The sequence below is a fragment of the Calothrix sp. PCC 7507 genome (assembly GCF_000316575.1).
Lineage (GTDB): Bacteria > Cyanobacteriota > Cyanobacteriia > Cyanobacteriales > Nostocaceae > Fortiea.
Map to the genome: position 1 here is coordinate 5,412,239 of NC_019682.1, position 26,005 is coordinate 5,438,243.

Consider the following 26,005-nt stretch of genomic DNA (forward strand, 5'->3'; position numbering starts at 1 on the left):
ATCCATTGTCTGGAATCCAAATAATTAGTAGCTATCAGCATATTATCGGGAGTTTGTTGGAGTGTAGATAAAAAAGGCTCTACAAAACTCCTCACTTCCTGGTTAGGATTTTACGGTATCAGTTGTTTATGTTTCTATAAAAATGCCACTAGCTAAAATACCGAGAATTTTATTCACATCCTTGAGATAATATTCACTCAAATCAATCGTTAATATTTGTTCTTCTAGTTTTAGGAATTGCCAAATACTACCTGTTGTGACTGCACCGTAAATTGTTTTAATTTCAATTGCTGCTTGCTGATTAAAAATTTGGGCGGCGACCATTTCTGCGGCACATTGACCCAAACCCGCATTAATATTCTCTTTTTTCGCTTCTACAACCGTAATTACTGGTGCTGTCACAATCAAAATTTCTGGTGATTGGGTAATAATAAAATCACAAATACCATTTAATCCTTTGGTTTCGTCAACAGTAAAATCTACTCCAGAAAATAAACTAATACGCTCGTTTAATTGTCGGCGTAAATCAACTAGGATTGGGGCAATAATTAATTCAGAACGGGCTTTTTCACTATTACTTCCCAAGGCAATCTCTAGGTTATAATTGAGTGTTTCTGTGAGCAAATTACTGGCAGCTAATTCGTCAACCGCAGCGAAAATATCACGTTTTTCTAACGTAGTTAAGCCAAAAGCTTGTTTGGCTTTAGCTAGACTAAATTCGCTATATGACATAGAGCTATCACTTGGTTTAGGAGATTGAGAATTGAATATAGCATTTTTGGTCTTCATGCCAAAATGAAAGCGTGTTGAGGTCAACTGAATCAATTGGGATCATTAAGTCTTCACCGGAACCCATAGGGCCACCTCCGCCAAAAACTAGATGAATATCTCCTACCTCTAATATGTAGCCTTCGTAATGAGACCCGTCTTTTAAATCGAAGGTGTGTCTTCTACCCAGGGAGCTAAATGTTTCAAGAATGGTTTTTACATTTGACATAGCCTGTGAATCAAAACGGCGAATAGCGTATTGAAAAGTACAGCCCGTTTTCTTGGAGACTACTCTTTTCACCGTCTACGGAGATCAGAGGAATGCCCCAATCTAGTCGGGCTGAGAATTTATCGCCCTGTTTCCACAACAGTCCCAACCCAGTACTCAGCAGCGTACTCGGTGATGGATTTTCGCCTTTGACATTCCAGCCTTTGCCAACATCAATAAAAGGTGTCAGTTGCAGCACCCCGCCAATCTTGGCAGCGCGGACAATCGGTACTCGCAATTCTACTGATAGTAATAGCCCATTATCTGTAAGTAATACATCTTGGCGATAGCCCCGTACACTTAGCTGTCCTCCCAGACCAAATTGCTCCAAAGGCACCAAGGAATCTGCTGATAATTGGAAATCGCCTCTAGTTAAAAACAGAGTGTCTGGTGCTAATTGCCGCACCCACTGCGCCTGTCCTCGCCAAGCGAAAAAGCGGCTATCTGGTTCGTTTTCACTGACATTGGCATCAAACCAATCTACCCCAAAGCTCAATTGCGATCGCACTGCAAACACGTGCTGATTGCTGCGTTGAGTATATTCTTGAAAAAAGCGCAGAGCAGAAATATTGGTCTTGCCATTGGTATCTGCACCTGGTGATAGGGGAAATGGCCCAATGTTATCAATACCCAACTCAGTTTGGCTTTCTTGGCGCGAGAATGATAGTCCAATTGCTAACTCTTGGGTTGCTTTTTGTACCAGTGGTTGCCGATAGCCTAATTCATAAGACCGGGTATTTGATTGAATATCCAGGACGCTGAATGGTTCTTCAATCACATGGTTCCACCCTTGGCTAAAACCAAAGGATAAAGTACCATTGTGGGCATTAATCGGCAGCGCGTAGTTGGCATTGATGGTATTACTGCCATCGGTGTTGGCGTATCCTACACTCAGGGTATCACCCAAGCCGAGTAAGTTGGCTTCTTGAATATCAACTCCCCTACGAAAACTGCCAACACTAGGCGATCGCCCATTATCTAGGCTGGTTGTGAGCGAGAAGGTATTTGCTTCTTGCACCTCAACTAGCAGTATGTTGCTTCCCGGAGTTACACCCATTTGTAACTCAGCTGAGAGGTTTTGAATCCGCGGATCGAGACGGAGTAGTTGCAGCTTTTCAATTAAGCGCGGTACATTCAGGGGCTTGTCAGCACCGAGTTGAATGCGTGAGCGAATGTATTGACTACGCAATCGCCGATTACCAGTGATCTTAATTTCTTGTAGGCTACCCTCGATCACTTGAATTTTGATTACCCCAGCTTCCACTGTCTGTGGAGAAATTAATGCTCCTGTGGTGACATAACCGCGATCGGTGTAAAGCTTCGTAATTGCATCTTTGATTTGCAACAACTCTGCAAACGTCAGTTCCTTTCCCAGAAAGGGATTTGTCACAGATGCAAGCTGTTCTGCTCTGAAAACTGTGCTGCCAACAACCTCAACACGATCCACCATAAATTTAGCATTAGGATCATCCTGCTCCAAAATCGGCTGATTTGGCAGTTCTGGGGATGGCAGAAATTGATCTTTGTCTGGTGGTTTGGGCAGTACATTGGACGGTAAGGGAGTGTTAGGAACATCTTCTAACCGACCTGGGGGTAATGTTTGAGGGTTGGGAGTTTGGGCGATCGCATCCTGATATTTGCACAATACTGCTGCGATCGCCAAGCTGAGTGTCAGAAAATTACCAAAAATCCTCAATCTGCCCACCTCTAGTTGATTTCTCACCAAGGTTTTTCTAATCATTATTTGTAATTAAATAAATTACAGATAAAATTTTTGATACTTGAGAATTATGGGTAAGTACGTAGCAGCTACTATTTCTAACTCAAATTTTTCTAGAAAAAAACAGTAATATCACTATCTATATGATTTTTTCTTTAATCAGTCACAGTGTGATTCTAATCACATTTTTATCAGATCAAGATCACTGTGATCGGCTCCGGTTATCACTTAGCTTTGGCGCAAAATAAACGATACTCAAAATCATGTGAGGTTTTGCTTAAACACAAAGTGTCTTGCCATTAGGCATCGCTTTGCAGGTGTGGGGAGTAAATATGATGTGGGAAAAACTTTTACTGGCAGCTGTCCTAACATTTACGTTTAGGGTATTTACGGACATAAATGGGCCTTTTTCAGCCCACATAACTGAAACATTAAACTTACAAAACGACAGATTACTCACTATCACTCAACTCAACAGGTACATGAGTGAGTAATCTGTGTTACCGAAACAGTGCTGAGTGCTGAGTAACGAGTGCTGAGTAAAAAAAGTAACCCTTCGGCTTCGCTCAGGGTTACACGCCCGCGAAGTCGAGGTGTAATAATCGCACTCAGCACACTCATGTCTAAAGCCCCAACATGCGGTATGGAAAAAGAAATAGATATTTATTTCGAGATGCGTAGCACAAGAAATAATGCGTCCTTGCTTCAATCCCCTAGATTTATCTATGGGGTTACTCAGCACTCAGCACTCAGTACTCAGCACTCCTGAATAAAGATGGCAATCGGCTGAGATTCCTCATATCATAAGCTCAAGTATAAATGTATCTCAGCTAACACTGGGTATTGAGCCAGAGATATTCTAACAGTGAATATGAAAAGCCAAATTCTAGCCACAGCCGCGTTTTTAACGACAATTAGCCTGCATACAAGCGTCCAAGCAGCGAATTCTGAACATATTAGACATTTATTAGCCACCAAAGAATGTCAAAACTGTGATTTGACAGGTGCAGGTTTGGTATTGGCTGACTTATCGGGAGCTAATTTGAGTGGGGCGAATCTCGCAGGTGCTAACCTCAGCCGCGCCAACTTAAGCGGTGCGGACTTGCGAGGCGCAAATTTCAGTGGTGCTGGTTTATTTGGCGTGAACCTGAGTGGCGCTAAACTCAGCGGAGCAAATTTAGCAGGGGCCGATTTGAGAAATACCTATTTAGTGAATGCAGAATTGAATGGGGTAAACCTCAACAGTACTAACCTCCAAGGCGCGATTGGCATACCAACACAAATTGCCACACCCGAAGAATTTTATACTTGGGGCGTAGCAGAAGCACAAAAAGGCAACCAACAACAAGCGATCGCTTATTTCAATCAAGCGATCGCTATTAAAGCAGACTATGCAGGCGCTTATCTAGCTCGTGGTGTCGCCCGCTATCAAATCTTAGACCAACAAGGTGCATTCCAAGATGCCCAAATCGCCGAAAAAATGTTTACATCCCAAAACGACAACCCGGGAATGCTCACAGCCCAAGCTTTTATTAAAGAACTACAAACCCCCCAAGATGGTAAAGTCAGCGTGGGGAAACCCAGCTTTTTCGATTTTGTCGGCAGTCTTGGCTCACTTTTCCTGCAATTCTTCCCCTTTTAAATTTCCTCACAAATACTTTTAAGCATCTGCCTTAACCAAATACTTGATTGATCCTGATCTGTTAGTCTGCTCCATAGCAGAGAAATCATCCACGGCTCAGTTTTTACAGGAAGTTCAAAAATGTCTAATGTGTCTTGACATGCAAATTGCTTCACCAGTCGTGATGGAATGGCAGCAACTAAGTCACTTGATGCAATGATTGCTGGCAATATTAATATATGGGGAGTTGTCAAAATTACTCGCCGCTGGAGATTATATTGAGTCAGCACCTGATCAATTTCACCCACATCATCCCGACGGAGAGTGAAAAGAGCATGGGGAAGATTAGCAAAAGTTTCCGGTGTAATTGCGTCTTGATTAATAACCGGATGTCCACGACGACAGACACCTACAAAGTTTTCGGCAAATAATGGCATTTGCATTGTTTGTCTAGGCGGATCTTGGAAAAGACCAAGGGCTAAATCAATCTCTCGTTGTTCTAAAAGTTCTCCCACAAAGCTTTTATCAAAACCAATTAATCGAAAATTAATCCCTGGTGCTATCTGACGACAAACTTCCAGAAGTTTGGGCATAATCACATAGCTGGTGTAATCTGAACTGCCAATAGTGAAGGTATTTTTAGCAGTAGCTGGGTCAAAGGTTTGGCTAGATTCTAGCATTTGACGAATCTGTTTTAAAGCAGCTGAAATGCTAGGAGCAATTTCTAGCGCTTTTGCTGTCGGCTGCATTTCTCTACCAATCCGAATAAATAATTCATCCTCAAATAGTGTACGTAAACGTCCCAACGATGCGCTCATCGCTGGTTGTCCTAAATACAACCGTTGAGCGGCGGCGGTGACACTCCGTTCTTCAAAAAGCACTTCAAAAGCTACAAGCAAGTTTAGATCAATGGCAGACAAATCTATTAAGCCCATCGATTCAATATATTATTTCAATCAATTTGATTAATTTACAGCATCTCAGTAAAGTAAACCTAAAAGCAGTTTCCCAGTTATAAAAATGACGACTCAGAAACAGATAGCTGTGGTTACAGGCAGTAATCGCGGCCTAGGATATGCTATTTCTCGTAAATTAGCCCAAATTAGTATCCATGTAATTCTCACGAGTCGTAATCAAACAGATGGTCTTGCAGCCAAGGAGAAATTATCCAGTGAAGGGCTAGCTGTGGACTATCACAGGCTTGATGTTACTAATGATGTGAGTGTGCAACAGTTTACCGAATGGCTGCGTGAAACCTATGGCAAAGTAGATATTTTGGTGAACAATGCGGGTGTCAATCCCACACCCAAGCCAGAGGAATCCAGCTTATTGACTGTGCAATTAGAAACAATGCGCTCCACCTGGGAAACGAATGTGCTAGCAGTATTGAGAATTTCTCAAGCTTTAATCCCGTTGATGAAGGTGCAAAACTACGGACGCATCGTCAATATTTCCACTGAAATGGCTTCTCTCACCTCAATTAAGAGTGACTACTATCCTTTAGCACCCTCCTATCGACTCTCCAAAATAGGTGTAAATGGGCTAACTGTCCTGCTTGCTAAAGAACTCCAAGGTGATAATATTCTCATTAATGCCTATTCTCCAGGTTGGATGAAAACCGACATGGGGGGCGAAAATGCCCCATTTACTGCCGAAGAAGGTGCCGAAACCGCTGTCTATCTGGCAACACTTGCAGATGGAGGAGCGCAGGGACAGTTCTTTGCAGAGATGCGGAAGTTTGGTGGACCGATTCAATTACAGTGGTAGGTAAATATGGTAAATTCAACGGGGCTACCCCCAATTTACGCAGATACGCCGATTGAGTTGGCACCAGCCAAAGTTATTACCTCGTTTCCAGTTAATACTTTTTTAGAAAATATAGCGATCGCTCCTGATGGCACAATATTTGTCACCAATCACGAAGTCGGCAAAATTGTCCGCATTACCCCAGATGGCAATCAAGAGATTCACGCTAGTGTTGAGGGCAAAGTCAGCGGCATAGTTTTCACTCCCAATGGGGATTTGCTGGTGCCTGGATGGAATGCTGATTCTATACCAGTAGTTTCATTAGTTACCGCAGATGGTACTGTGAAAACCTTGCTGACACTACCAGATGCCATATTTCTCAACGGCATCACTCCGCTTTCTGGCACTCAGTATTTAATAGCAGATTCCTATCGGGGTGCAATTTGGTTAATAGATATTGCTCAACGTAGTAGTGCAATTTGGCTAGAACATCCTTTGCTGGCGCGTAGCAGTGCAGAGAGCGTCATTCCGGCGGCTAATGGTTTAAAGCGTTTTGGTGATGTCCTCTATGTTTCAAATACTGAAAAAAGATTGCTGTTAAAAGTTCCCATTACTACGGCCAATACACCGACTGAGCCAGAAATCTTTGTTGAACAGACAAATATTGATGATTTTGCCTTTGATGTGGAAGGTAACTTGTATGGCGCAACGCATATTTACAACAGCGTAGTGCGGATTGCACCCAATGGCAAGACAACTATTATTGCCGAGGCAGAACAGGGTGTAATTGGTAGTACAGCAGTGGCTTTTGGTCAAACAGATAGCGATCGCACCACTATCTATGTTGTGATGAATGGAGGCATGTTTTTACCACCTCCCACCGGCGTAGTTCCTGCTAACGTCGTGCGACTTGAGGTGGGAAAAGCGGGATATGGTGGCGGTTGACGGTTGATGGTTGAGCAATGACAAATGACAAATGACAAATGACCAATGACCAATGAGATGGAACAAGAAGATCAATATGTAACCGTGGTCATTTCACAACATGTCAAACCAGGATGTGAAACTGATTATGAGGCTTGGTTGCGAAACATCACCAGTGTTTCCCGAACCTATCCTGGTCACTTGGGCACAAATGTGATTCGCCCACAACCAGGTGTGAGACGAGAATATGTGATTATCTTTCGGTTTGACGGCTATGAAAACTTGAAGGCGTGGATGACATCACGCGATCGTGAATATTGGCTAAATCAAGGTAAACATTTGGTAGAATCTGACCCTCACGTCCAGCAACTTAGTGGATTAGAAGCTTGGTTTTCTCTTCCTGGTCAACCCTTGAAAACTCCTCCGCGTTATAAAACAGCCTTGCTCACTTGGGCATCTGTATTTATATTAATTAATTTGTTAACCACCTTTTTAGTCCCCCTACTTCGCGGTTTACCTCCCTTAATTATTTCGTTGATTATTACCATCACTATGGTTGCATTGCTGACCTATGTTGTCATGCCGAGAGTCAGCCGTCTGTTTAGCAAATGGCTATATGCTAAATAGCGATCATATCAGTACCCTGAAGCTCCTTTGTAAGCTGTGAGGCATCTTATTTTCTCATCTTGGGAGCATGAACATTGGTGTCAACGTTTTGTACAAGGGTTTCACGTTAAGTTGACACCAATGAACAACTGTTTGCCCCTACAAAATTCTTTCTAGATGTCTTTATCCCTATAATCTTCAGCAAGGCTTACAATTCACCAGTAGCCAGCATCTGGATAACCCGAGGCATTCCCGGATCAAACCCACTTAAATCCCAAGATAGCGGATCTTGTGGATCTACCAAAGTAATCTGGCAAGGTGCAAGGGTGATATACACCGCCTTGACATTGGGATTCACCTTTCGACGGTACTCCGCCAAAGCTTGACTAGGATGCTTATTTCCCGCCCAGCTTTCTGAGTCAGTCCAAAAGCAGACGACATCCGCATGAAACTTCTGCTTAATCATCCAGTCATACGCCACAGATGCATCTGTTCCGCCGTAGTTGTGCTTGCTAGCTTTGCGAACTGCTGAACTAAAAGTATCTTTGGCGGTGATACCTAACTCCTGAAAGTTGGTAGAAAAACCCCGAATCATGTAGTTTTTCTCGGCTTTAGCTGTCACCAGCGCCATTGTGGCCGCAATCTCACAATAGGTAAGTCCTACCGAGTCAACAACAGCCCAAGACATCGACCCAGAAACATCCACAGCGTGCATAAATACTTTACCTGTGGGTGGGACTACATCAAAAGAAAGTTCCACCGCCTTTTCTAAAATGTCCACAATTCGGGGCACTGGCTGCCAATTTTTCTTGCTGCGCCCTAATTTGCCTCCAGATTGATAAGTTTTGAGGGCTTTCAAAACATCAATTGGATGGATGCGACCTTTACGCAGATGTTCTTTATTGTTGAGAACATCTGCTATACGCGAAATGTTGGCACTTTCATCAGCTCGTAGCACGCCCAGTTCAGTTAAAGAACCTAGGTTACGCAACATTGCGCCAATGGGCATTTGCTGAAATAGCAACTGCCAAGCTGGTTTATCCATTTTACCCACAGGTGAAGCCATTTCGTGGGTTAAGTTTCCTTGAGCGATCGCTTGATGGGTTTGAGTCGGATTCCGCTTTAACCACTCATACCACCAAATCTGCGCGATCGCATCTGTTGGGATCTCGGCTGGCAAATCTTCCCAACCTCTAACCACCCACTCAAATAGTTCACGGTGAGTTTCTGTAGGTGGTTTGACATGGAACAACCGCAATGCATCCCGATGGGAAAAGCCTTGACGCTGTTGATATTTCAACAGTTGATAAGCCAAACCTTTCACATCCTCACGGGAAAGCCAAGTTTTACCAGCTTCGCGCACTATCTTACCAAATCCCCGCAGAGATTTGGTATAGTTCAACCATTCATAGAAGTGGCTACCAGTGCGGATAACTTGCGGGAAGATTTCACTAAAAGCCTGTTTTGCTTCTGGTGTTTCACCCATAGATAGCAGCACTAATGCCAAGATAGGCGCACTGTTATTAATAGCTCGTCCATCGCTAGCGTAGAGAATTTCTTCTGCAACCCGCCCTGGATTCTCTGCAACTGCTTGTTTGATAACAGCTACAAAATCTTCTGTTAATTCCTGTTTACCTGCATAGTAAGTGCTTTGTGCAGTGCCAATTAACAAACAACGGCGCAACATCTGCCAAATACCAGCATTAAACATGAACCCGCCAGAACGTCCCTGAATCATCTCTGTTTCTCGTCCAGGGATAGGCTGAGTCTGAGGCGTAGCAGTTTTGTTTTTAGTGAAGAAATTGTAATTCATGGCTTCATCTCCCAGCCCTTGCGGGCAAAATGAAAGGTGGCAGGGCAGGAATCGTAGACGCGGAGCGGCTTCCCGGAGGGTACCTGCGGCATCCCGCTTAAGAGGCGATAACCCTAATTCGTCGGACTTTTCAGACAAGTGTTGAATCAGGATGTTTTAGTAGCTCTACCAACTGAGCTACCTGCCACATGAAGAATTTTAGATTTTGGATTTTGGCGGGTGGGGCAGGATTTGAACCTGCAACCCATGAATTAACGATAACCCTCGACTCGTCGGCCTTTTCAGACAAGATTGTGAACCAAGGACTATGGGTGATTAACCCGTTCACTGCTCTATCCAGATTGAGCTACCCACCCACATGAAAAATTCAAATTTAGGTTTGGTGTGACGGGGTGGGATTTGTAGACGCCCGAAGGGTACCCACAATGTACCCGATTTGCGTTCGATAACCCTAATTCGTCGGACTTTTCAGGCAAGTGTTGAATCAGGATGTTTTGGCGCGTCTACCAATTTCGCCACCCGTCACATAAAATTTCAAATTAGATTTGGTGGTGGAGCAGGACTCGAACCTGCGACCTCTCGAACCCTAATCGATAACCCTAATTCGTCGGCCTTTTCAGGCAAGGGGTGAACAAGGATGTTTAGCGCTCTACCACTGAGCTACCCACCACATGAGAAGTTATGAGTTGTGAGTCCTGAGTGAAAAATTCAAAACTCAGCACTAATTTAGGTGTAGCAGAGCAGGATTCTCACCTGCACCTCCAGGATTGACATCAAGGGTTTTTGGGTAAGTAAGTTGTTTACGATAACCCTCGATATGTCGGCCTTTGCAGGCAAGTTGGGCGCTCTAGGATTTGAGCTATCGGCTACTAAATAGAAGCTAACTCCTTTGGAACGGCTTGTAGTATTAATGTAATATATGTAATATGAATCGTCAAGTCATCGAATAAAAATTTTTTACTTGATGCCAGAATTTATTTTTATACCAATTTAAAAGAAGAATGCGACAGATGCGTAGGGGCACGGCACCCATAAACTATCAGTTTTCCCGAAAGTCTATGGAAGCCGTGCCCGTACGAAGAATGTATGTGTTGCAAACATTATTTGAATTGGTATAATTCAATCAAATAAACCACCCATAAAAGACAATCTCGTTCAGTTGCGAAGTAGGGGCACGGCATCCTAAATCTTTTCGACAAGCCGATAATCTTACTAGTGCCGTGCCCGTACGGTGTATTTTTGATTAACACGCAAATTTAGGCTTGACACACCACTACAAATATCATGTGCCAGTTGCGTAAGCTATGTTAGTAAAAATTATCACCTTAAATTATGAGTTTGCTAGGATACAAACCTGGCAAAATCACCTTGCTATTTTGACAAAAACTTTTTTTAATTTTCACGCAATATAAGGAGATAACGCTTACACCAAAAGACTTTTAAGCCTATAGCAAGATTGCTTTTTGCCTCTTGCCTACTATAAAAATTAAAGTTTTGTCGGCAAATTTGCCGCAACTTTGCCAAAAGATACAAAAAAATGTCACAATTTTTGCCAGGATCAATATTGTTTCCCAATCATTCACTTGGCAGAAATCAGCATGAGTGAAAAATTAATAGAAGCCAACGGGAAGGGTTTTCTCGTTCTGCTTTTGCCAATTTCGTTTTTGATTATTTTCCTGGTTACTACCTGGAAAGTTTTGTTAGCTTTAACAGTACTGCTCACTGGTATTAATATTTTCCAATGGTATCAATGGCAACAGTGGTGTAATCAGGTTAACCCGACTTTCCACCAGATGATTCGAGAGTCCCAAGGCAAGATTACGCCGATTGACTTGGCAATGAAGGGCAATTTTTCTGGGACTACGGCTAAACGCTATTTGGATACTAAAGCCAGTGAATTTGGTGCTAGTATACTGAACTCTCCAGAAGGAGGTGAAGTTTATTACTTTATAACTTCCAGTATTTTAGGTGACATTCTTGACAGCAGTGAGCCTGACAAAGAGCTTGCTGCTCGACCGGTTGCTAAAACTGCTGGTACGCTTTTGGTGTCACCACCACCCAATCCTGAGCTAGAAGAACCAGATAATGAATCTTTGCCACCAGCAACCCATGAAGAAGTAAAAATACCACTGGAAAAACAGTTAGTTTTTGGCTCTCTCATCCAATCTGAATTAGCCAAGCGGTTAAATGTTTATTCCAGCACCGTATATAAAAGGCGAAACGATCCAGACTTTTCTGAGTGGAGTCGCAGTCGTGATCCGGATGGTATTGCCTGGTCTTTTTCCCGAAAAAATAAGGAGTTTTTTCCTTTGGAAGAAGAAAGTTCAAGTTAAAAGTAAAGACGCGATTTTCCTCGCGTCTTTTTTATGCTTTTGTGTTTACTTTTTGCGCGTGAATACTTGCTAAAGTAGTTTTGCTTCTAAACCAACTGCTTCCGAAATGGAAGTTAATTTGTTTTGTTCTAGCTTTGCCAGTAAACCTAGAAGAATCCGGCGTACCATCATGGGGCCTTCGTAAATCCAGCCTGTATAGACTTGGATCAGGCTAGCGCCAGCAGTAATTTTTTCCCAGGCATCTTCTGGGGAAAAGACACCACCAACGCCAATTATTGGCAATTGCCCTTGGGTTTGCTGCCAAATAAACCGAATTACTTCGGTGGAGCGTGAGCGTAGCGGTGCGCCACTAATTCCCCCAGCTTCTTCCTGAACAGTTTTGCCTGTTTGCTCAATTATTTGTGTTTGCAACCCATCACGGCTGATGGTGGTGTTGGTAGCAATAATCCCAGCTAGGTGGTAGGTTTGGGCGAGAGCAATAATATCAGCGATCGCTTCCCATGCCAAATCAGGTGCTATCTTGACAAAAATAGGCTTTTGTGTTTTATTTTCTATTTGTAATACATCCAAGATAGTACCGAGCATGGTGGCATCTTGGAGCGATCGCAACCCTGGCGTATTTGGGGAAGAAACATTGACCACAAAATAGTCGCCTAAATCTTGGAGTAAGCGAAAACTATTGAGATAATCGCTGGCAGCCGCTTCTAGAGGTGTCACCTTTGATTTACCCAAATTGATACCTATAGGTATTGAAAAGGTTAAGTCTTGTTTTCTCTCGGACAGCCTTGCAGCCATTACCTCTGCACCGCTATTATTAAAACCCATCCGGTTGAGAGCAGCCTTGTCTAACGGCAAGCGAAATAAACGGGGACGGGGATTTCCTGGCTGGGCCACAAAAGTCACAGTTCCCAGTTCCGCAAAACCAAAACCAAGACTCGCCCAGATATCGGCTGCAACTCCATCCTTATCAAACCCTGCAGCTAAACCTACAGGGTTAGGGAATTTTAGCCCAAACAAAGTTTGTGCTAGACGTGGATCTTGTAAGCACAAAGACTGTTCTATGACTCGATTTACCCATTTAACGGATGGGCGATCGCTTGTTCGCGATAGCCAGCTAAAACTATTGATAGTCTGTTGGTGTAACCACTCTGAATCTGTTTTGAGCAGAGTGAACAACAATGGACGAATTGCTACTTGATAAATATCCATTTCTAACAGTGAGCAGTGAGCAGTGAACAGTTATCAGTTAACTGTTCACTGCTCACTGATTCTGGGCATCTTATATATTACATGTTATGTTGACCAATAATCAGATGGGGCAGCCACAACAACCTATAGCCGCCGAACAACAAATCCTATCCTTGGGGCGTGTCCTCCAGAAACTCAGAGAAGAGGATAATGTTGACGTTCTGATTGCAACTACTATTTCTTATCTCCAAGAGCAGTTCGACTACAAACTGATTTGGATTGCACTTTACGATCGCCTGAATCATTTATTACTTGGCAAAGGAGGCCTGACACCTGGTAGTGACACCAGTTTTTTGCAACAAAAATTGGTTCTCAATTCTGGGGATTTATTAGAGCAAGTAGTAATTGAACAGCGTCCCTTAGGTGTAGCCGATTTACGAGTCGAGCATCGCGCCCAGGAATGGCAGGAATTAGCACTGAAATGCCAAATTCAGGGAACAATTATCCTCCCAATTCGCCATCAGGACCGCTGTTTGGGCCTAGTGTTACTTGGCTCAGAACGCTGGGGATACTTACTGACGGGGGAAGCTAGGGCGAGACTGCTAATCGTGATGGGTGAACTAGGCGCTCTACTTTATCACAATGAAATAAATTGCCAGCAACAGCAAACTAAGCACTCCGAAGAACCATTGTTAAAACTGCTGGAAAATTTAGGTAGTTTAAATAACCTAGATAAAAGGCTAGAAGCAGCAGTAGCAGCAACCCATCAATTTGTCTCACCTACTCGGACAGCAATTTACTGGTTTGAACGACAAGGGCGCTATTTTTGGTGTCGAATGAGCAATCAGCTAGTCAACATGGGGCGTGAATCCCAACCCCAGCAATCAGTGGTGGGCATCACAGTACAGGATTTAAGCGAATTTTATTATGCTTTAGCAGTCAATCAAATTGTCTGGATTGGTGAGTCACGCAGTTCCCTCAATAGCCATGTTACAGGTAAATTATTACAACGCCTACGGGTGCGATCGCTATTGGCAGCCCCCATCATTTGGCAAAAAGACCTGCTAGGTTTTCTGGCGGTGGAAGGCTACAAACCCCGGATTTGGACAGATACTGACAAAAATTTCGTCCAAGGTGCTGCGGGGTTAATCTCTTTAGTTGCTCCCAATGACAGTATGGAAAGCACTATTAAACAAATTACAGAAGATGCTGAGTTAACTAACCAAATTGCCCAAGCCATTTATAGCGAGCAAGACCTCCACGAAACACTATACATCTGTGCCAAAAAAGTTTTAGTGAGACTAGCAGCCACCCGCTTTTTACTGTTGCACTACAACCCTGACCAGAATCATTATCAAATTTTTTATCAAAGCCAGCCTCAGAATCGCCGACCTTTAACTTTTGCGCTCAATGCGCTCACAGAAATAGATAAACAGCTTTTGCAGCGTGCAACTACAACGGTGGAGATTGATGACTTAGATGCAGATTTGCGGTTTTTTCACTGGCGTCCCCTATTTCTAGGAAATGGTGTGCGTTCGTTCCTAGTTTGCAACTGTGTTCAAGGTCGTTCACCAGCAACACTTTTAGTCATTACTCACGAAACCCATCACTCTTGGACAACTCTCGAAAAACAACTACTGTGGGCTGTTAGTCAGCAGATTGGTGTGATTATGCGTCAGTGGCAAATGCAATGCACTAGCGAGGAACAAGAAAGAATTTTCAGAGCTTCTCAGCAGTGTTTAAATATCCTGACACCAGCCCAGAAAGAAAAAACCGAGACGGGTGAAGTTTATCTTGAACGTGCAGCTTTAAAAGAAATAGCATCTATTCTTAGCTGTTCTTTAGCGCTACTACTCACCTGGTCGCCTGGTCAGCATCAAGTAGAAATTATCCCTGGGGTGATTGGTAATAGTCGCTTTGGGATTACTATGGATGTATCTATTTCTATCCAAACTGAAGTTTTGATCCAGTGGGCGCTGTCTCAAGATAGCTACCTAACCTTGAATGCAGATGATTTGCCCCTGGAAACGAGAAGATGGTTGAATGGGACTGGGATTGGTCAAGTTTTTGTGATGGCTTTACATACTGCCACTGCAGATGAACCCACAGGTGTCGTATTGATGGCAGCGGATCATGGTTGTTACTGGTCACAACCAAGCCTTAGTGCTGCAGAAACGCTGATTCGTCAATTAGCCTTGTATCGTCGTCAAAAACAAATCACCCAACTTTTAGATTCCACAACACAGGAATTACAACAACTCAATTGGTACAAACATCGCCGTCTAGAGGAAATCCAAAGAATGGCGACGCTGTTAATTGGTCAAATCAATGATTTAGGTATTCCTAATAGTGAACTAACAAAGACACGCCACCAGCTATTATTGCGTCAGTTAGACCACACAACCGCCTCGATTGATGGATTGATCAAACTTGAGCAGTGGCAGTTACATATGAATTGGGAAACAATGCCAATCAGCAGTTTGCTCAAGCGTTCTCTCGAAAGAATAGAAAATTTACTTAAGCAACAAAAGTTATGGGTGGGTGTACATGGTTTAGGACAAGGGGCTGATGATCAGGAGTCACCAAAAAGCGCTGCATATCTCAAAGATGCTCCAACTTTAGGCTATCAGACCTCAATGGCGATCGCTGGTGACATGATGAAAATTGAATTAGTTCTCCATGAATTGTTAGTTGCAGCCTGTCAACGTTCTCACAGTGGCGGCAGAATTGATATCTGGTGTCGCCGCTTAGATGAGCGCACACTAGATTTATCAATCACAGACAATGGCATCATTGAACCACAGCTATTAGCAGAGCTACACCAAGATACACCCAAGGATCTGCTTGCTCCTTCTACCCTCGACCAACCGCCAGGTTTGCATTTGCATATCTGCCAAAACCTCATGCAGCAGATGAGAGGAGAATTACATTTCTATCAATTACCCGATAATCGTGTAGTTAGCCGTTTGCTATTGTTGTTAGCTACTTAAACAGGGCGATGCAAATAAAGCTAACTTCCTATAGCAATCCGATTTGATTATTGAACAAATCTAAGTATCTGTAGGGGAGCCACCCTTGTGCGCGGGTTTCCCGCGTTGAGAGGAGTGGCGTTGGGCAGTGCCCACCAAACCCTGGATGTGGTGGGCACTGCCCACCCTACGTATAGTTCAAAAATCAAATAGGAGTCCTATATTATCGTCATTTGTCATTAATCACTTGTACTGAGCGGAGCCGAAGTATTGGTTTTTTGTCAATACAAATGATCAATAACTAATGACTCATGTATGCAACTAGGACGCAAATTAGTTTAGTCACATTTAACGCAGGGATTCTAAGATGATTGTTGTTGTCATTAAACACAACAGAATAATTCCCAGCTTACTAAAGCAATATCTTGCTATGGGCAACAGTACTGTGAAAATATCCAAAGCCCCAAAACTTACTGATAAAAGGTAGGCGATGGTAAACCAGAATAATCCTAGCAAGAAATATTTGAGGAACTTAGCTGTCAATTGGAATAGACGACTGTACTGATTCTTTTTCATGGCTATGAACTCCAAAACTTGTGAAATCCGGTATTTAGCAGTTCTAATTTGAGTACAATACACCCTTGATTGGGTTCTCAGAATTCAGGATAATTGCTCTATTAAGCTAATTGCTGCTGCTGAATATTTTCTGGGTGCGAGTCAATTAGACACTTGGGAGAATGATTTTCCACCTGCACTTGTAAGCCTAGATTGGTAACTTGCAAAGTAATAATTCCATCAAACTTGGCAAGTACGGCTAAAAAGGTGGTTAGCAAAGCTAAATAGGCAAAATACCTAAAGTTAGGGTTGTTTGGGAGATTCATTTTTTACCTTCCAAGTGATTAATTAATTTCGTTGGTGATCAGAAACAAAAAAACGGACGTGTGAAGCTAAAGCTTCAGCAGCATCCGTGGTTATTCCCATCGATGATTCTGTTAATTAGGCTTTATTAAATTGTTCGGAATCACTCTCACACTAAGCGCGATTCAAAAATTCATGAGGTGGAACTATGCTGTCATCACCTCTAAAAATCAACAATGCTGAATTCCGTGGACTATTGTTGGCGAAAAGCGAAATCCGTATCGATTGTCACGTCCACGATGCAATATCACAATAGTCGCATAACCTTGGTAGAGCAGAAACGTTTCATGTAATGCACTATCGAGTTTTGCTATAACCGCTTCTACGGTTTCTAGGGGTTCCCGCTGTCTAGACAGCGGTGTCGTTTTCCAGACAGCTAGGTCTTCTTTCGGAATCAGGAAATTTTGCAAATTCCCACACTGGTACTCAACTTTGTACTGACCTTGATTAAGACAACATCGAATTTCAATAAGTCCAGTGTCGTTATATTGTTCAAACCCAGCCATCCTCTGTTCGCAGTAGCTAAGAAAATTCTTGACTGCTGGAGGACGCATAATTTACTTCCCCTGTGTAAATGGAATGTTTCCTGTCAATCCTAGCAACAGATTTATAAAAAATTTGTATCTCAAAATACATATAGAGTATTTTTTGTATTTTTACTGTCAAGCAAGAATACATTATCATATCAAGATACAATATTTTGTGGTTTTTAGTATTGCAAACTACAAAAAGTAGATACAGTTGTTATTTAAGGTAAATATAATTTACAATAAAGTTCGTGCAGAAAATAGAGATATGAGCGGTGAAAAAGTTGGAGATCCAGAAGCACTAAGAGAAATGCTGCACTTTTTCCTAAACAAAATGGGAGCAACGCAAGTGGAACTCTCTGAAGGGATGCGTGTTAGCCGACCAGTTGTGATTGATTTTCTCAATAAGGAAAAAGAACGATTGCCAGTTGATCGTCAAGGCTTGATCGAACTGTGTGAGAAGCTTCAAAGCCCGAAGACATCTAAGAAGAAATCAAAAACCGAGGGTAAAACAACAGAAGAAACACAATCTCATCCTAACGAACTCCGAAAGTTATTGAAAGAGACAGGATCTGACGAACTATTGGAGTCTGCTGGTTTCTTACCAGACAAGAATAAGAGTATTCGAGTCACCAAAGACAGGTTTTTTCAAGTTGCTCAAGTGGTTGCATTGCTGGAGTTTTTGGCTTTTGACGATTTTTTGCCCACAACCCAAGAGTTTTTAGCGATCGCTAGTAATAAAATTGCGATCGCCAGTAAGAAGATTTTTGACGAAGATTCTCAGTATCTAGAACATGACTTCCTCCGGTATTTGATTGACAACCCTGGAAAATATTACCCAACATTGGGCTTAAAACTGAGACTAGAAGTAAATGAGAAGCTAAAACGAGCCTGGGACAGACTGCAAGCTGGAGGTAAAACAAACTTTACCCAGCAAGAAGCGATTAGACTCTTTTTGAGCATTGCTATCAAAGAGCAAATGGACAAATATTCAACCAACTTTCATCTCAGAGTTGAAAAATTAGAATTTCAAATTTTGTCCCAGTCTATTAGCAAAGAAGCCGAATATAGTTCGCTCTACGATCAGTTCGTCAATATTGGTAATCAAGCAGAGTATGAGCTAAAAGATGCTCGTATAGGCTTAAGAACTCAACCAGCAGTACAGTCTTTTGATTCCCGTAGCCCAGTGATGATGGCTGTAGTCACTTGTAGCTTTAGCGATGATGATAAACCTAGCGAATTCCTCGAATGGATGTATACTTCTGCCAACAACACAATGGTGGAAAACGCGATCGGTGCTTGTAGTCTACACATGGGCTTGACTAAGGAGGTAGCGAAGGTTAACTTATTAACAAAAACCCTAGATAGTAATATTGATTCCTTAGTTGAAACAACGGTAATCCTAGGAAACAAACAACAACACTATCAGGGAATTTGGGTTGATCGAGATTCAATGATTACTATTCTGCAAGCGATAGTTTGTGGTGCAAAATCATGGCTAGCAGATAAAAGCTCAAAAAACGAAATCGACCTAGAAATCTATAATTCAGCATTTAAAGTTTTGGCAGAGTTGAGAAAGCAATTAACTAAAGCTAGAAGAGCTTTTCAAAAGTTTCAGTTTCTTGGCGAAGATTGTAATTTGTCTGAAATTAGAAAGATTGCTAATACAGCTAGGGATGAATTGAAGAAACTTCCTAAAGACAATTCCCAGGAAGATATTTACTTTGCATATCGACTCAACTTTTACCGCTGCTATCTTTTGGCAAAACGGCTAGAACTTAGGCTATCCAATGCTCAAGGTAATATAAGTAATGCGCGATCGCTGATTCAAGAAATTAAACAAATCCTTGAAGAAGATGAAGAAGTCAAAGCAGAACTTATTCCTATCCAAGCTCTAATTCAGTCGGAAATCTATCTGTATGAGCTTTCCTATGGACATGAAGAAAATCTATTTGCAGCTAGTAAAAGAAGTCAGTGGTTGGGATTAGCAGAATGGGAAGGTAAAATTAAAAGCGCCATTAAACCAGGATCTTGCTACAAAGATCCTGGTTTAGATATTTATCAAGCCTTGTCTGAAATTTATGGGAACGTCGCACGGATAGATTTCTACCTTTCTGATGATAGAAGTACCCTGGAAAAAGCCGCAGAATATTTTATGAGAGCCGCACACTATGCATTACGTATTGGTTTAACTCAGCGAGCATCTCGTTGGATAGCTTTAGCCGGCAGAGTTTGGGTCAGACTGGGAGATGATAATTTGCCAAAACAAGCATCTAAGCTAGCCGATAAACTTGCTAAAACTGATTTAACAGCTGGTCACAGCAAGAAGTTTTGTCAAGCAGTTCTGTCAGAGATTTCTTTGCTTGATGGAGAATATTCGCTCTTAATTGAAAATGACCGCACCAATGCTTTAAAGTGCTTTTTAACAGCACTTAAAGGGTCTGTGTATTTAGGACTAAACCGTCGGATTTGTGATGCACTGTTCAATATTTCGAGATGTTCAGAAAACTTGGGTAACTTCAGCACTAAAAAGGGACTTAGCATGGTCTTTAATAGAGAAGATCAGCTAAATGAATCAAACAAAGATAAACTGAATGAAATGAAAATCCCCACATCCGAGAAAGTTTTAGATTTGCTCTCTAGTTTATGGAATAGAGAAGATAATCCTACATGGTTCCACGTGCGAGATGATTTTTCTAAACTTGCTGCAGATATTTGGCAACAATGGCATCTTGATGTTGAGCCTGGAGCAACAACAAAACATCCTGTCGCCGAGCGCATGGAAAACAAATCTTGGCTTTGTCTAGTTAATAAACGCGAATTCAACGAAACCTCATCCTAACCGCGAATATGAGGGAGATGGGGAGTCTAAGGGGTTTCAGAGAGTCCGCGCAGGCGGACTTTGTCTGTGTAGCCGCGATTTCCAATCGCCCGGTATTTCTTCCAAAAGTGGATGCTCCCCTCTAAGGGATCTGCGGGTTAATAGTGTCCCAACCAGACGGGTTTCGGCTTCGCGGTAGTTGAGCTTAGTCGAAACTCAACCCTCAGCCTTCGAGAGTTGAGCGAAGTCGAAACTCGGTTTATTGGTACTTTATTTTCAAGCAAGTCCCTAAGCATTCATTCTGAGACAGTTAAGTTTTATAAGCTACATAGTGTTTTCTGTGCATTAGTGAGGGGTATAACCCTCAGAATTGCTGCATTTCCGCTGTCTTTAGCACCCGGAATTTACTTGTCTTTGTTTCTCTCTCGGTTACTGCTAGTGCTGCCACAATCCTTCTTGGGAGGGATGTGCTAACCTACATGACAGTAAGTAAAACCGCAAATAGTTCTGTATTATCAGGTAGTTGGCTAAAGAATAAGTCTATAGGGGGATTAACCCCATATTTCTTGCCAAAATGTATCCTCCCTTTGTAGCAAACTAGTTATAATTGTTTTCCATCACTTACTCTCGCAAATTTGTTTTTAAATCTGCACAGTACTCATAATGGGACGCGCTCGTTCTAAATCTGATTTACCCACAAAAATCTGTCCCGTATGTGAACGTCCGTTCACCTGGCGCAAGAAATGGCAAGATTGCTGGGATGAAGTGAAATACTGCTCAGAACGTTGCCGTCGTCGGCGTTCTGAGGCTAAAAATGAGACGGATTAAAATTAATACCACACCAGACGCAAATAGCGCACAGGATATATGAATTTACAGGTGCAACCGAAATTAATTATTCATGGGGGAGCTGGTAGTTCTCTCCACGGGAAAGGAGGACTGGAGGCGGTGCGCCAAGCGCTCTCTACAATAGTAGAGGCTGTGTATTCTCTGCTGATATCGGGTGCAAGTGCAAGTGAAGCGGTGGTGCATGGTTGCCAATTGTTAGAAGATAATCCTCGCTTTAATGCTGGTACTGGTTCGGTGCTGCAATCTGATGGTCAAATCCGGATGAGTGCTTCCCTGATGGATGGTGCATCAGGGCGTTTTAGTGGCGTGATTAATGTCTCACGGGTGAAAAACCCGATTGAGTTGGCGCAATTTCTCCAAAATTCCCCAGATAGAGTACTGTCAGATTATGGTTCCGGCGAACTGGCGCGGGAGTTACAAGTTCCTAGCTACAATGCTTTAACTGATTTGCGGTTGCATGAATGGATGCAAGAGCGTCAAGATAACTTTAAAAGTACGATGGCTGGGGTAGTGGCAGAACCAGAACTCGTGGAAGCTAGCAATGCTGGGCGCGGGACTATAGGCGTAGTAGCTTTAGATACTTACGGTAATTTGGCTGCTGGCACTTCCACTGGTGGTAAAGGCTTTGAGCGGATTGGGCGTGTAAGTGATTCTGCGATGCCTGCTGGTAATTATGCTACTAGTAAGGCGGGCGTTAGTTGTACAGGTATTGGGGAAGATATTATTGATGAGTGCCTAGCAGCCAAGATTGTGGTGCGGGTGACTGATGGTCTAGCCTTGAAGGAAGCCATGCAACGCTCATTTGTAGAAGCTTATGAGAATAAGCGAGACTTTGGGGCGATCGCTCTCGATGCGAATGGGGCGATCGCTTGGGGTAAAACTAGCGAAATCTTACTCGCAGCTTACCACGATGGCGACAAAATTGGCGACACCTTGGAATGGACTGGTAGCGATTTAGTCGGTTATTGCTGAATCAGTTGCAGCGCCTCGGCTAAAATTTCTTGCTGATCCACCATGCGTGCTAGTTCTTCTGTTTCATAACGTCCTTCAAAGGCTTCCAGCGCCGCTCTTTTGAGTGAGGTTGGATAGGCTTGTTCCAGAATATCGATTAATTCTGCCTGATTCAAGTAAAAACCACCAGATTTGCGGCGCTTGTTAGTTTTGTTAATTTCCCGCACAGCATTTTCGATAGAAATTTCCCCAGAGCGATTTAAGCGTTTTTCAGCTTTCTGTTTAATTAAATGGATGAGCAGAATTACACCATAACTGTCAATTTTGTTGATTTTGTCACTTAGGCTCATTTCTTCCAACTCATCCACCAACAGCATCGCTTCATGAACTCTGCCTTGTTCTAAAAGCTGCTTAAGTTCCAGTAACTCTTCCATGTGTGGTGAAATTTTGATTTCACTACTAATTTAACGTGAGTCTCCCACTAAGGGACTTCCAACTAAAAAAATATCCTATCGCTTTCTTGGCAGGGGGGCAGGGTGCAGGGGGCAGGGAGAGAAAGAAAAATATTATCTGAGTAAATTGGATAATTTATTTTCTGGAAGTCACTCACCCCTTTCTTTGTTACTGACTTTGCTTTTGCCAATCTGGTTTGACTACTTGACGGCTACGGGCAATCACTAGAGAATTATCTGGAACGTCTTCTGTGACAGTTGAACCTGCAGCGACGTAGACATCATCTCCCAAGGTGACGGGAGCGACTAAAACGCTATTGGCTCCAGTTTTGGTACGATCGCCTATTTTTGTCGGGTGTTTTTTCACACCATCATAATTGGCGGTAATTGTACCTGCGCCAATATTGACTTTAGTACCGAGAGTGGTATCGCCCAAATATGATAAATGTGCCACGTTTGTGCGATCGCCTATATGAGTATTTTTTAATTCCACAAAATTACCGACGCGACAAGCTGCACCCACTTGCACATGACCGCGTAAATGAGTATAGGGGCCAATTTTCGTTCCTGCATCCACTGTGCTATCTACTACTACTGAATACAGCACCGTAACGTTTTCACCCAAGTGGCTATTTTCAATTAGACTCCCTGGACCGATACGACTGCCCGTTTGAATCACAGTCTTACCGCGCAGGTGAGTTTGAGGTTCAATAATCACATCTGGCTGTATTTCTACAGTATCGTCAATGGTGATGCTGTGAGGGTCAATGAGCGTGACACCTGCCACCATCCATTTTTCCTTGATTCTTGTTTGTAAAATTTCGGTTGCTGTTGCTAGTTGCAGGCGATCGTTGATACCAACAATTTCCTGGTAATCTTCTACATCCACTGCCATGACTTTGCCAACTTGGGTGACGGCATCTGTGAGGTAGTATTCTTTCTGAGCATTGTTGGCCTGTAGATGGGGTAAAAACTGTGCTAATTTTGACCAGTTAAAACAGTAAACTCCAGCATTAATACGTGAATTTTGTTTTTGAGCAGTGGTGCAATCTTTGTCTTCTACCATTTGTTGCACAACATTTTCACTGTTACAAAAAACACGCCCGTAACCTCTAGGATCGCTCAGGTGTGCCGTCAGGATGGTGGCGGCGTTCTGATTTTCTTGGTGAGTTTGTAAGAGATGTTTGAGAGTTTCAGTGCGAATCAACGGTAAATCGCCGTTGAGTATCAACAAATCCCCAGTGTAGCCCTCAAGATGGGGAAGCAATTGTTGGATGGCGTGACCTGTGCCCAATTGTACAGTTTGTTCAACAAACTCCAAGCGGGGAATTGACTGCATGGCTGCTTTCACTTCTTCAGCCTGATACCCCACGATTACTAACTGCCGTGACGGTGAAAGCGGTTCTACACTTTTGATCACTCTCTCTACTAGCGATCGCCCACCCAAAGTATGTAAAACCTTAGGCAGGTTTGACTTCATCCGTGTGCCGCGTCCCGCAGCCAAAATTGCTACAACTACCATAATCAGTTATCAGTGAATTGCGCTATTGCGCTTGGTCTTTTGAGATTTAGGCCTCAAATAATACCCGATTACATCGCAGACCGAAATGCGATCTCAAGTCTACTTAATCACGTTATATACTGATTATTTGGCATTTGGCATTTGTCAAGAGTCAAAGGTCAAGAGTCAAAGGTCAAGAGTCAAAGGTCAAGAGTCGAATGGCACGCTCGTTAACGGCGAATCCATTATTTATCAGGCTTTTGGGTGTGGTCCGTGTGGGAAGCGAACGCGAACAGCACTTCGACAAGGCTCAGTGACCACGTCTCGTAGAGAAGAAAGCATAAATTCTCTTTCCTCCCACACCTCCCACACCTCCCACACTCGCTCCAGGCTGCATGTTTCACATGAGTCTTAGTGCCATTCGGTCAAGAGTCAAAGGTCAAAAGTTATTTGTCTCCCCCAGTCCCCAGTCCCCAGTCCCCAGTCCCCAGTCCCCAGTCCCCATTACTCATGCTGGTTTTGGCGAGAGTAAATAAACTCGACAAACTGCTGTATTAATTGGGGATTACGCCAACCTGAGTTGGTTTCTTCCATGATCACTTGGAGTGCTTCTTCTGTGCTAAAAGCCCTTTTATAGGGTCGTTCACTGGTCAGCGCATCATAAATATCAATAATTTGAAATACTTGTGCTAAATAGGGAATATCATCGCCTTTCAGCCCATCAGGGTAGCCCGATCCATCCCAGCGTTCATGATGATGACGAATAATGGGAATTACACCCCGCATAGTACGTAGTGGCTGGCAGATATTTTCTCCGATCAAAACGTGCTGTTTCATAATCTGCCAATCTTCGGGAGTAAGTTGGCCTTTTTTCAGTAGCACTGCGTCGGGAATGCCCACCTTACCAATATCATGGAGATAACCGCCCCACATCAAATCTCGAATTTGGTATCGCGAGAGATTCAGGTATTGACCAAAATCTTCTCCTAGTTTTACCAACCGTTCGCAATGGTCGCCAGTATTCGGGTCACGACTTTCAATCGCCCTAGCAACAGAAAACAATACTTGTTCTGCATGGTCTAGGTCTTCGTTCAAACGCTTTTGCCGCACTAGGGACTTAACACGCGCTGCTAGTTCTACACGGTCAAAGGGTTTGGTGAGAAAATCATCCGCCCCAACTTCAATTCCCCGGATACGCGATCGCCTATCATTTAAAGCTGTAATAAAAATTACTGGTATGAGCCTGGTAAGTTCATTTTGCTTGAGGATCTGGCACACTTCAAACCCATCCATTCCGGGCATCATTACATCCAGCAAAATCAAATCCGGTTGTTTTTGTGCCACTAGTTCTACAGCCACAGAACCACTTTCAGCCTCAATGACTTCGCATCCTTCCATCGACAAAAGCGCAACAGCAGTCATGCGGCTAGCCGCATGGTCATCAACTACTAACACTTTCGGCACATCTGAATCAAAGCCATTCACTTTAGAACCTTTGGTTTGGAGCGTTCTAGAGGCTAACGAATCCTCATCAAAATTGACATTTTGAGCTTTCATCCAAGAAGGTAATGCTGAGGGGTTTTCAGGCATAATCTCTTCTTTAGAGAAGCCTAATGATTCACCCTCTACATTTTGCAATCCTAGGGCATGATTTGAACCCATATTCTTCACTTTACTTGGGGGGTTAGACCCATCAACAATTTGTGCGGTAGAGCCTGTATGCTTGGGTTTCCATTTAATCACAAAGGCACTCCAATTTGTTTTAAAAAAAGTTAACAGTGTCAGGTTTCAAGAACAAGTTTGGTACTCGGCTGCATTTTAATCGGCATTTCTACAAGCTTTGTGTACTATATTAAGTCTAATTTTCTGAATTACACAAATTATAATTTTTAATCTGTTATGAGACATTGCTAATATGTCTCACTGGTTGATTTGGACATGATTCCAGTATGATGAATTCATCCAAATGTTCAATCAGGTTTTTTACGGATATTTATTAAATTGGTAACGCCAGATGGTGCTATAGAACC

General features: G+C 42.9%; 20 protein-coding genes and 3 tRNA genes. 9 read left to right on the plus strand and 14 right to left on the minus strand.

Going from position 1 to position 26,005, the window contains the following annotated elements; all coding sequences use genetic code 11:
* Positions 1 to 126: 126 nt before the first annotated feature.
* Together CAL7507_RS23160 and CAL7507_RS23170 are read right to left on the minus strand one after the other, a co-directional pair.
* Positions 127 to 732, minus strand: a complete 606-nt coding sequence (locus CAL7507_RS23160) for a hypothetical protein (protein ID WP_015130915.1) — start codon at positions 730 to 732, stop codon at positions 127 to 129.
* Between the two features lie 275 nt (positions 733 to 1,007).
* A complete protein-coding gene (locus tag CAL7507_RS23170) occupies positions 1,008 to 2,777 on the minus strand; it encodes a ShlB/FhaC/HecB family hemolysin secretion/activation protein (RefSeq protein ID WP_015130917.1) in 1,770 nt (589 codons plus the stop codon).
* A gap of 850 nt (positions 2,778 to 3,627) precedes the next feature.
* Here CAL7507_RS23170 and CAL7507_RS23175 point away from each other — a divergent pair.
* A complete protein-coding gene (locus CAL7507_RS23175; protein WP_015130918.1) occupies positions 3,628 to 4,398 on the plus strand; it encodes a pentapeptide repeat-containing protein in 771 nt (256 codons plus the stop codon).
* Here CAL7507_RS23175 and CAL7507_RS23180 read toward each other — a convergent pair.
* Entirely contained in the window at positions 4,395 to 5,312 is a 918-nt protein-coding gene (locus tag CAL7507_RS23180) for a LysR family transcriptional regulator (RefSeq protein ID WP_015130919.1), read from the minus strand. The two genes, CAL7507_RS23175 and CAL7507_RS23180, sit on opposite strands and share 4 nt — an antisense overlap.
* A gap of 85 nt (positions 5,313 to 5,397) precedes the next feature.
* On the opposite strand from CAL7507_RS23180, the gene CAL7507_RS23185 reads away from it, so the two are divergent.
* The 3 genes from CAL7507_RS23185 to CAL7507_RS23195 are packed head-to-tail and all read left to right on the plus strand — an operon-like array spanning position 5,398 to position 7,674.
* Entirely contained in the window at positions 5,398 to 6,144 is a 747-nt protein-coding gene (locus tag CAL7507_RS23185) for an SDR family oxidoreductase (RefSeq protein WP_015130920.1), read from the plus strand.
* Positions 6,145 to 6,150: 6 nt separating this feature from the next.
* Positions 6,151 to 7,068: an SMP-30/gluconolactonase/LRE family protein gene (locus CAL7507_RS23190; RefSeq protein ID WP_015130921.1), complete on the plus strand. Its 918-nt coding sequence runs from the start codon at positions 6,151 to 6,153 to the stop codon at positions 7,066 to 7,068.
* Positions 7,069 to 7,113: 45 nt separating this feature from the next.
* Positions 7,114 to 7,674, plus strand: coding sequence for an antibiotic biosynthesis monooxygenase (locus CAL7507_RS23195; RefSeq protein WP_015130922.1), 561 nt, complete (start codon positions 7,114 to 7,116; stop codon positions 7,672 to 7,674).
* A 187-nt stretch (positions 7,675 to 7,861) separates the two neighbouring features.
* On the opposite strand, the gene CAL7507_RS23200 is transcribed toward CAL7507_RS23195, so the two are convergent.
* From CAL7507_RS23200 to CAL7507_RS32095, 4 genes are all read right to left on the minus strand, one after another.
* Entirely contained in the window at positions 7,862 to 9,466 is a 1,605-nt protein-coding gene (locus tag CAL7507_RS23200; RefSeq protein ID WP_015130923.1) for a TROVE domain-containing protein, read from the minus strand.
* A gap of 36 nt (positions 9,467 to 9,502) precedes the next feature.
* A tRNA-Lys gene (locus tag CAL7507_RS32085) sits at positions 9,503 to 9,653 on the minus strand.
* Positions 9,654 to 9,679: 26 nt separating this feature from the next.
* Positions 9,680 to 9,822: transfer RNA gene (locus CAL7507_RS32090), tRNA-OTHER, on the minus strand.
* Positions 9,823 to 10,014: 192 nt separating this feature from the next.
* Positions 10,015 to 10,136, minus strand: a tRNA-OTHER gene (locus CAL7507_RS32095).
* 928 nt (positions 10,137 to 11,064) lie between these two features.
* On the opposite strand from CAL7507_RS32095, the gene CAL7507_RS23205 reads away from it, so the two are divergent.
* Positions 11,065 to 11,799 carry a hypothetical protein gene (locus CAL7507_RS23205; RefSeq protein WP_015130924.1) on the plus strand — a complete coding sequence of 245 codons (735 nt, stop codon included), beginning with the start codon at positions 11,065 to 11,067 and terminating at the stop codon, positions 11,797 to 11,799.
* Between the two features lie 69 nt (positions 11,800 to 11,868).
* Here CAL7507_RS23205 and CAL7507_RS23210 read toward each other — a convergent pair whose 3' ends face one another.
* On the minus strand, positions 11,869 to 13,008 hold the full coding sequence (locus tag CAL7507_RS23210; protein WP_015130925.1) for a quinone-dependent dihydroorotate dehydrogenase: 1,140 nt from the start codon (positions 13,006 to 13,008) through the stop codon (positions 11,869 to 11,871).
* 104 nt (positions 13,009 to 13,112) lie between these two features.
* Between CAL7507_RS23210 and CAL7507_RS23215 the strand changes: the two genes are divergently transcribed.
* Positions 13,113 to 15,977 (plus strand): GAF domain-containing protein, encoded by a 2,865-nt coding sequence (locus tag CAL7507_RS23215; RefSeq protein WP_015130926.1) that lies wholly within the window; start codon positions 13,113 to 13,115, stop codon positions 15,975 to 15,977.
* Between the two features lie 327 nt (positions 15,978 to 16,304).
* Here CAL7507_RS23215 and CAL7507_RS31040 read toward each other — a convergent pair whose 3' ends face one another.
* The 3 genes from CAL7507_RS31040 to CAL7507_RS23225 form a co-directional block, all read right to left on the minus strand.
* Positions 16,305 to 16,532, minus strand: a complete 228-nt coding sequence (locus CAL7507_RS31040; RefSeq protein ID WP_015130927.1) for a hypothetical protein — start codon at positions 16,530 to 16,532, stop codon at positions 16,305 to 16,307.
* 101 nt (positions 16,533 to 16,633) lie between these two features.
* Entirely contained in the window at positions 16,634 to 16,837 is a 204-nt protein-coding gene (locus CAL7507_RS23220) for a hypothetical protein (protein WP_015130928.1), read from the minus strand.
* 207 nt (positions 16,838 to 17,044) lie between these two features.
* Positions 17,045 to 17,428: a hypothetical protein gene (locus tag CAL7507_RS23225; RefSeq protein WP_015130929.1), complete on the minus strand. Its 384-nt coding sequence runs from the start codon at positions 17,426 to 17,428 to the stop codon at positions 17,045 to 17,047.
* A 241-nt stretch (positions 17,429 to 17,669) separates the two neighbouring features.
* Between CAL7507_RS23225 and CAL7507_RS23230 the strand changes: the two genes are divergently transcribed.
* From CAL7507_RS23230 to CAL7507_RS23235, 3 genes are all read left to right on the plus strand, one after another.
* The gene (locus tag CAL7507_RS23230; RefSeq protein ID WP_015130930.1) at positions 17,670 to 20,243 is read left to right on the plus strand and encodes a hypothetical protein; all 2,574 of its coding nucleotides are present in this window, start codon (positions 17,670 to 17,672) and stop codon (positions 20,241 to 20,243) included.
* 642 nt (positions 20,244 to 20,885) lie between these two features.
* A complete protein-coding gene (locus CAL7507_RS31045; RefSeq protein ID WP_015130931.1) occupies positions 20,886 to 21,050 on the plus strand; it encodes a DUF2256 domain-containing protein in 165 nt (54 codons plus the stop codon).
* Positions 21,051 to 21,089: 39 nt separating this feature from the next.
* Positions 21,090 to 22,043 carry an isoaspartyl peptidase/L-asparaginase gene (locus tag CAL7507_RS23235; protein ID WP_015130932.1) on the plus strand — a complete coding sequence of 318 codons (954 nt, stop codon included), beginning with the start codon at positions 21,090 to 21,092 and terminating at the stop codon, positions 22,041 to 22,043.
* On the opposite strand, the gene CAL7507_RS23240 is transcribed toward CAL7507_RS23235, so the two are convergent.
* The 3 genes from CAL7507_RS23240 to CAL7507_RS23250 form a co-directional block, all read right to left on the minus strand.
* Positions 22,034 to 22,456 carry a DUF29 family protein gene (locus tag CAL7507_RS23240; protein WP_015130933.1) on the minus strand — a complete coding sequence of 141 codons (423 nt, stop codon included), beginning with the start codon at positions 22,454 to 22,456 and terminating at the stop codon, positions 22,034 to 22,036. The genes CAL7507_RS23235 and CAL7507_RS23240 overlap by 10 nt on opposite strands.
* A gap of 187 nt (positions 22,457 to 22,643) precedes the next feature.
* Positions 22,644 to 23,996, minus strand: coding sequence for a bifunctional UDP-N-acetylglucosamine diphosphorylase/glucosamine-1-phosphate N-acetyltransferase GlmU (gene glmU / locus CAL7507_RS23245; RefSeq protein WP_015130934.1), 1,353 nt, complete (start codon positions 23,994 to 23,996; stop codon positions 22,644 to 22,646).
* Between the two features lie 483 nt (positions 23,997 to 24,479).
* Positions 24,480 to 25,718: a two-component system response regulator gene (locus CAL7507_RS23250; RefSeq protein ID WP_015130935.1), complete on the minus strand. Its 1,239-nt coding sequence runs from the start codon at positions 25,716 to 25,718 to the stop codon at positions 24,480 to 24,482.
* Positions 25,719 to 26,005 lie beyond the last annotated feature (287 nt).

What these genes read in the sequence shown, in the direction of transcription:
- CAL7507_RS31045 (WP_015130931.1), top strand. Translation starts at nt 20,886, where the DNA reads ATGGGACGCGCTCGTTCTAAATCTGATTTACCCACAAAAATCTGTCCC.
- CAL7507_RS23205 (WP_015130924.1), top strand. Translation starts at nt 11,065, where the DNA reads ATGAGTGAAAAATTAATAGAAGCCAACGGGAAGGGTTTTCTCGTTCTG.
- CAL7507_RS23210 (WP_015130925.1), bottom strand. Translation starts at nt 13,008, where the DNA reads ATGGATATTTATCAAGTAGCAATTCGTCCATTGTTGTTCACTCTGCTC.
- CAL7507_RS23200 (WP_015130923.1), bottom strand. Translation starts at nt 9,466, where the DNA reads ATGAATTACAATTTCTTCACTAAAAACAAAACTGCTACGCCTCAGACT.
- CAL7507_RS23230 (WP_015130930.1), top strand. Translation starts at nt 17,670, where the DNA reads ATGAGCGGTGAAAAAGTTGGAGATCCAGAAGCACTAAGAGAAATGCTG.
- CAL7507_RS23170 (WP_015130917.1), bottom strand. Translation starts at nt 2,777, where the DNA reads ATGATTAGAAAAACCTTGGTGAGAAATCAACTAGAGGTGGGCAGATTG.
- CAL7507_RS23180 (WP_015130919.1), bottom strand. Translation starts at nt 5,312, where the DNA reads ATGGGCTTAATAGATTTGTCTGCCATTGATCTAAACTTGCTTGTAGCT.
- CAL7507_RS23160 (WP_015130915.1), bottom strand. Translation starts at nt 732, where the DNA reads ATGTCATATAGCGAATTTAGTCTAGCTAAAGCCAAACAAGCTTTTGGC.
- CAL7507_RS31040 (WP_015130927.1), bottom strand. Translation starts at nt 16,532, where the DNA reads ATGAAAAAGAATCAGTACAGTCGTCTATTCCAATTGACAGCTAAGTTC.
- CAL7507_RS23195 (WP_015130922.1), top strand. Translation starts at nt 7,114, where the DNA reads ATGACCAATGAGATGGAACAAGAAGATCAATATGTAACCGTGGTCATT.
- CAL7507_RS23185 (WP_015130920.1), top strand. Translation starts at nt 5,398, where the DNA reads ATGACGACTCAGAAACAGATAGCTGTGGTTACAGGCAGTAATCGCGGC.
- CAL7507_RS23175 (WP_015130918.1), top strand. Translation starts at nt 3,628, where the DNA reads ATGAAAAGCCAAATTCTAGCCACAGCCGCGTTTTTAACGACAATTAGC.
- CAL7507_RS23215 (WP_015130926.1), top strand. Translation starts at nt 13,113, where the DNA reads ATGGGGCAGCCACAACAACCTATAGCCGCCGAACAACAAATCCTATCC.
- glmU (WP_015130934.1), bottom strand. Translation starts at nt 23,996, where the DNA reads ATGGTAGTTGTAGCAATTTTGGCTGCGGGACGCGGCACACGGATGAAG.
- CAL7507_RS23225 (WP_015130929.1), bottom strand. Translation starts at nt 17,428, where the DNA reads ATGCGTCCTCCAGCAGTCAAGAATTTTCTTAGCTACTGCGAACAGAGG.
- CAL7507_RS23190 (WP_015130921.1), top strand. Translation starts at nt 6,151, where the DNA reads ATGGTAAATTCAACGGGGCTACCCCCAATTTACGCAGATACGCCGATT.
- CAL7507_RS23220 (WP_015130928.1), bottom strand. Translation starts at nt 16,837, where the DNA reads ATGAATCTCCCAAACAACCCTAACTTTAGGTATTTTGCCTATTTAGCT.
- CAL7507_RS23240 (WP_015130933.1), bottom strand. Translation starts at nt 22,456, where the DNA reads ATGGAAGAGTTACTGGAACTTAAGCAGCTTTTAGAACAAGGCAGAGTT.
- CAL7507_RS23235 (WP_015130932.1), top strand. Translation starts at nt 21,090, where the DNA reads ATGAATTTACAGGTGCAACCGAAATTAATTATTCATGGGGGAGCTGGT.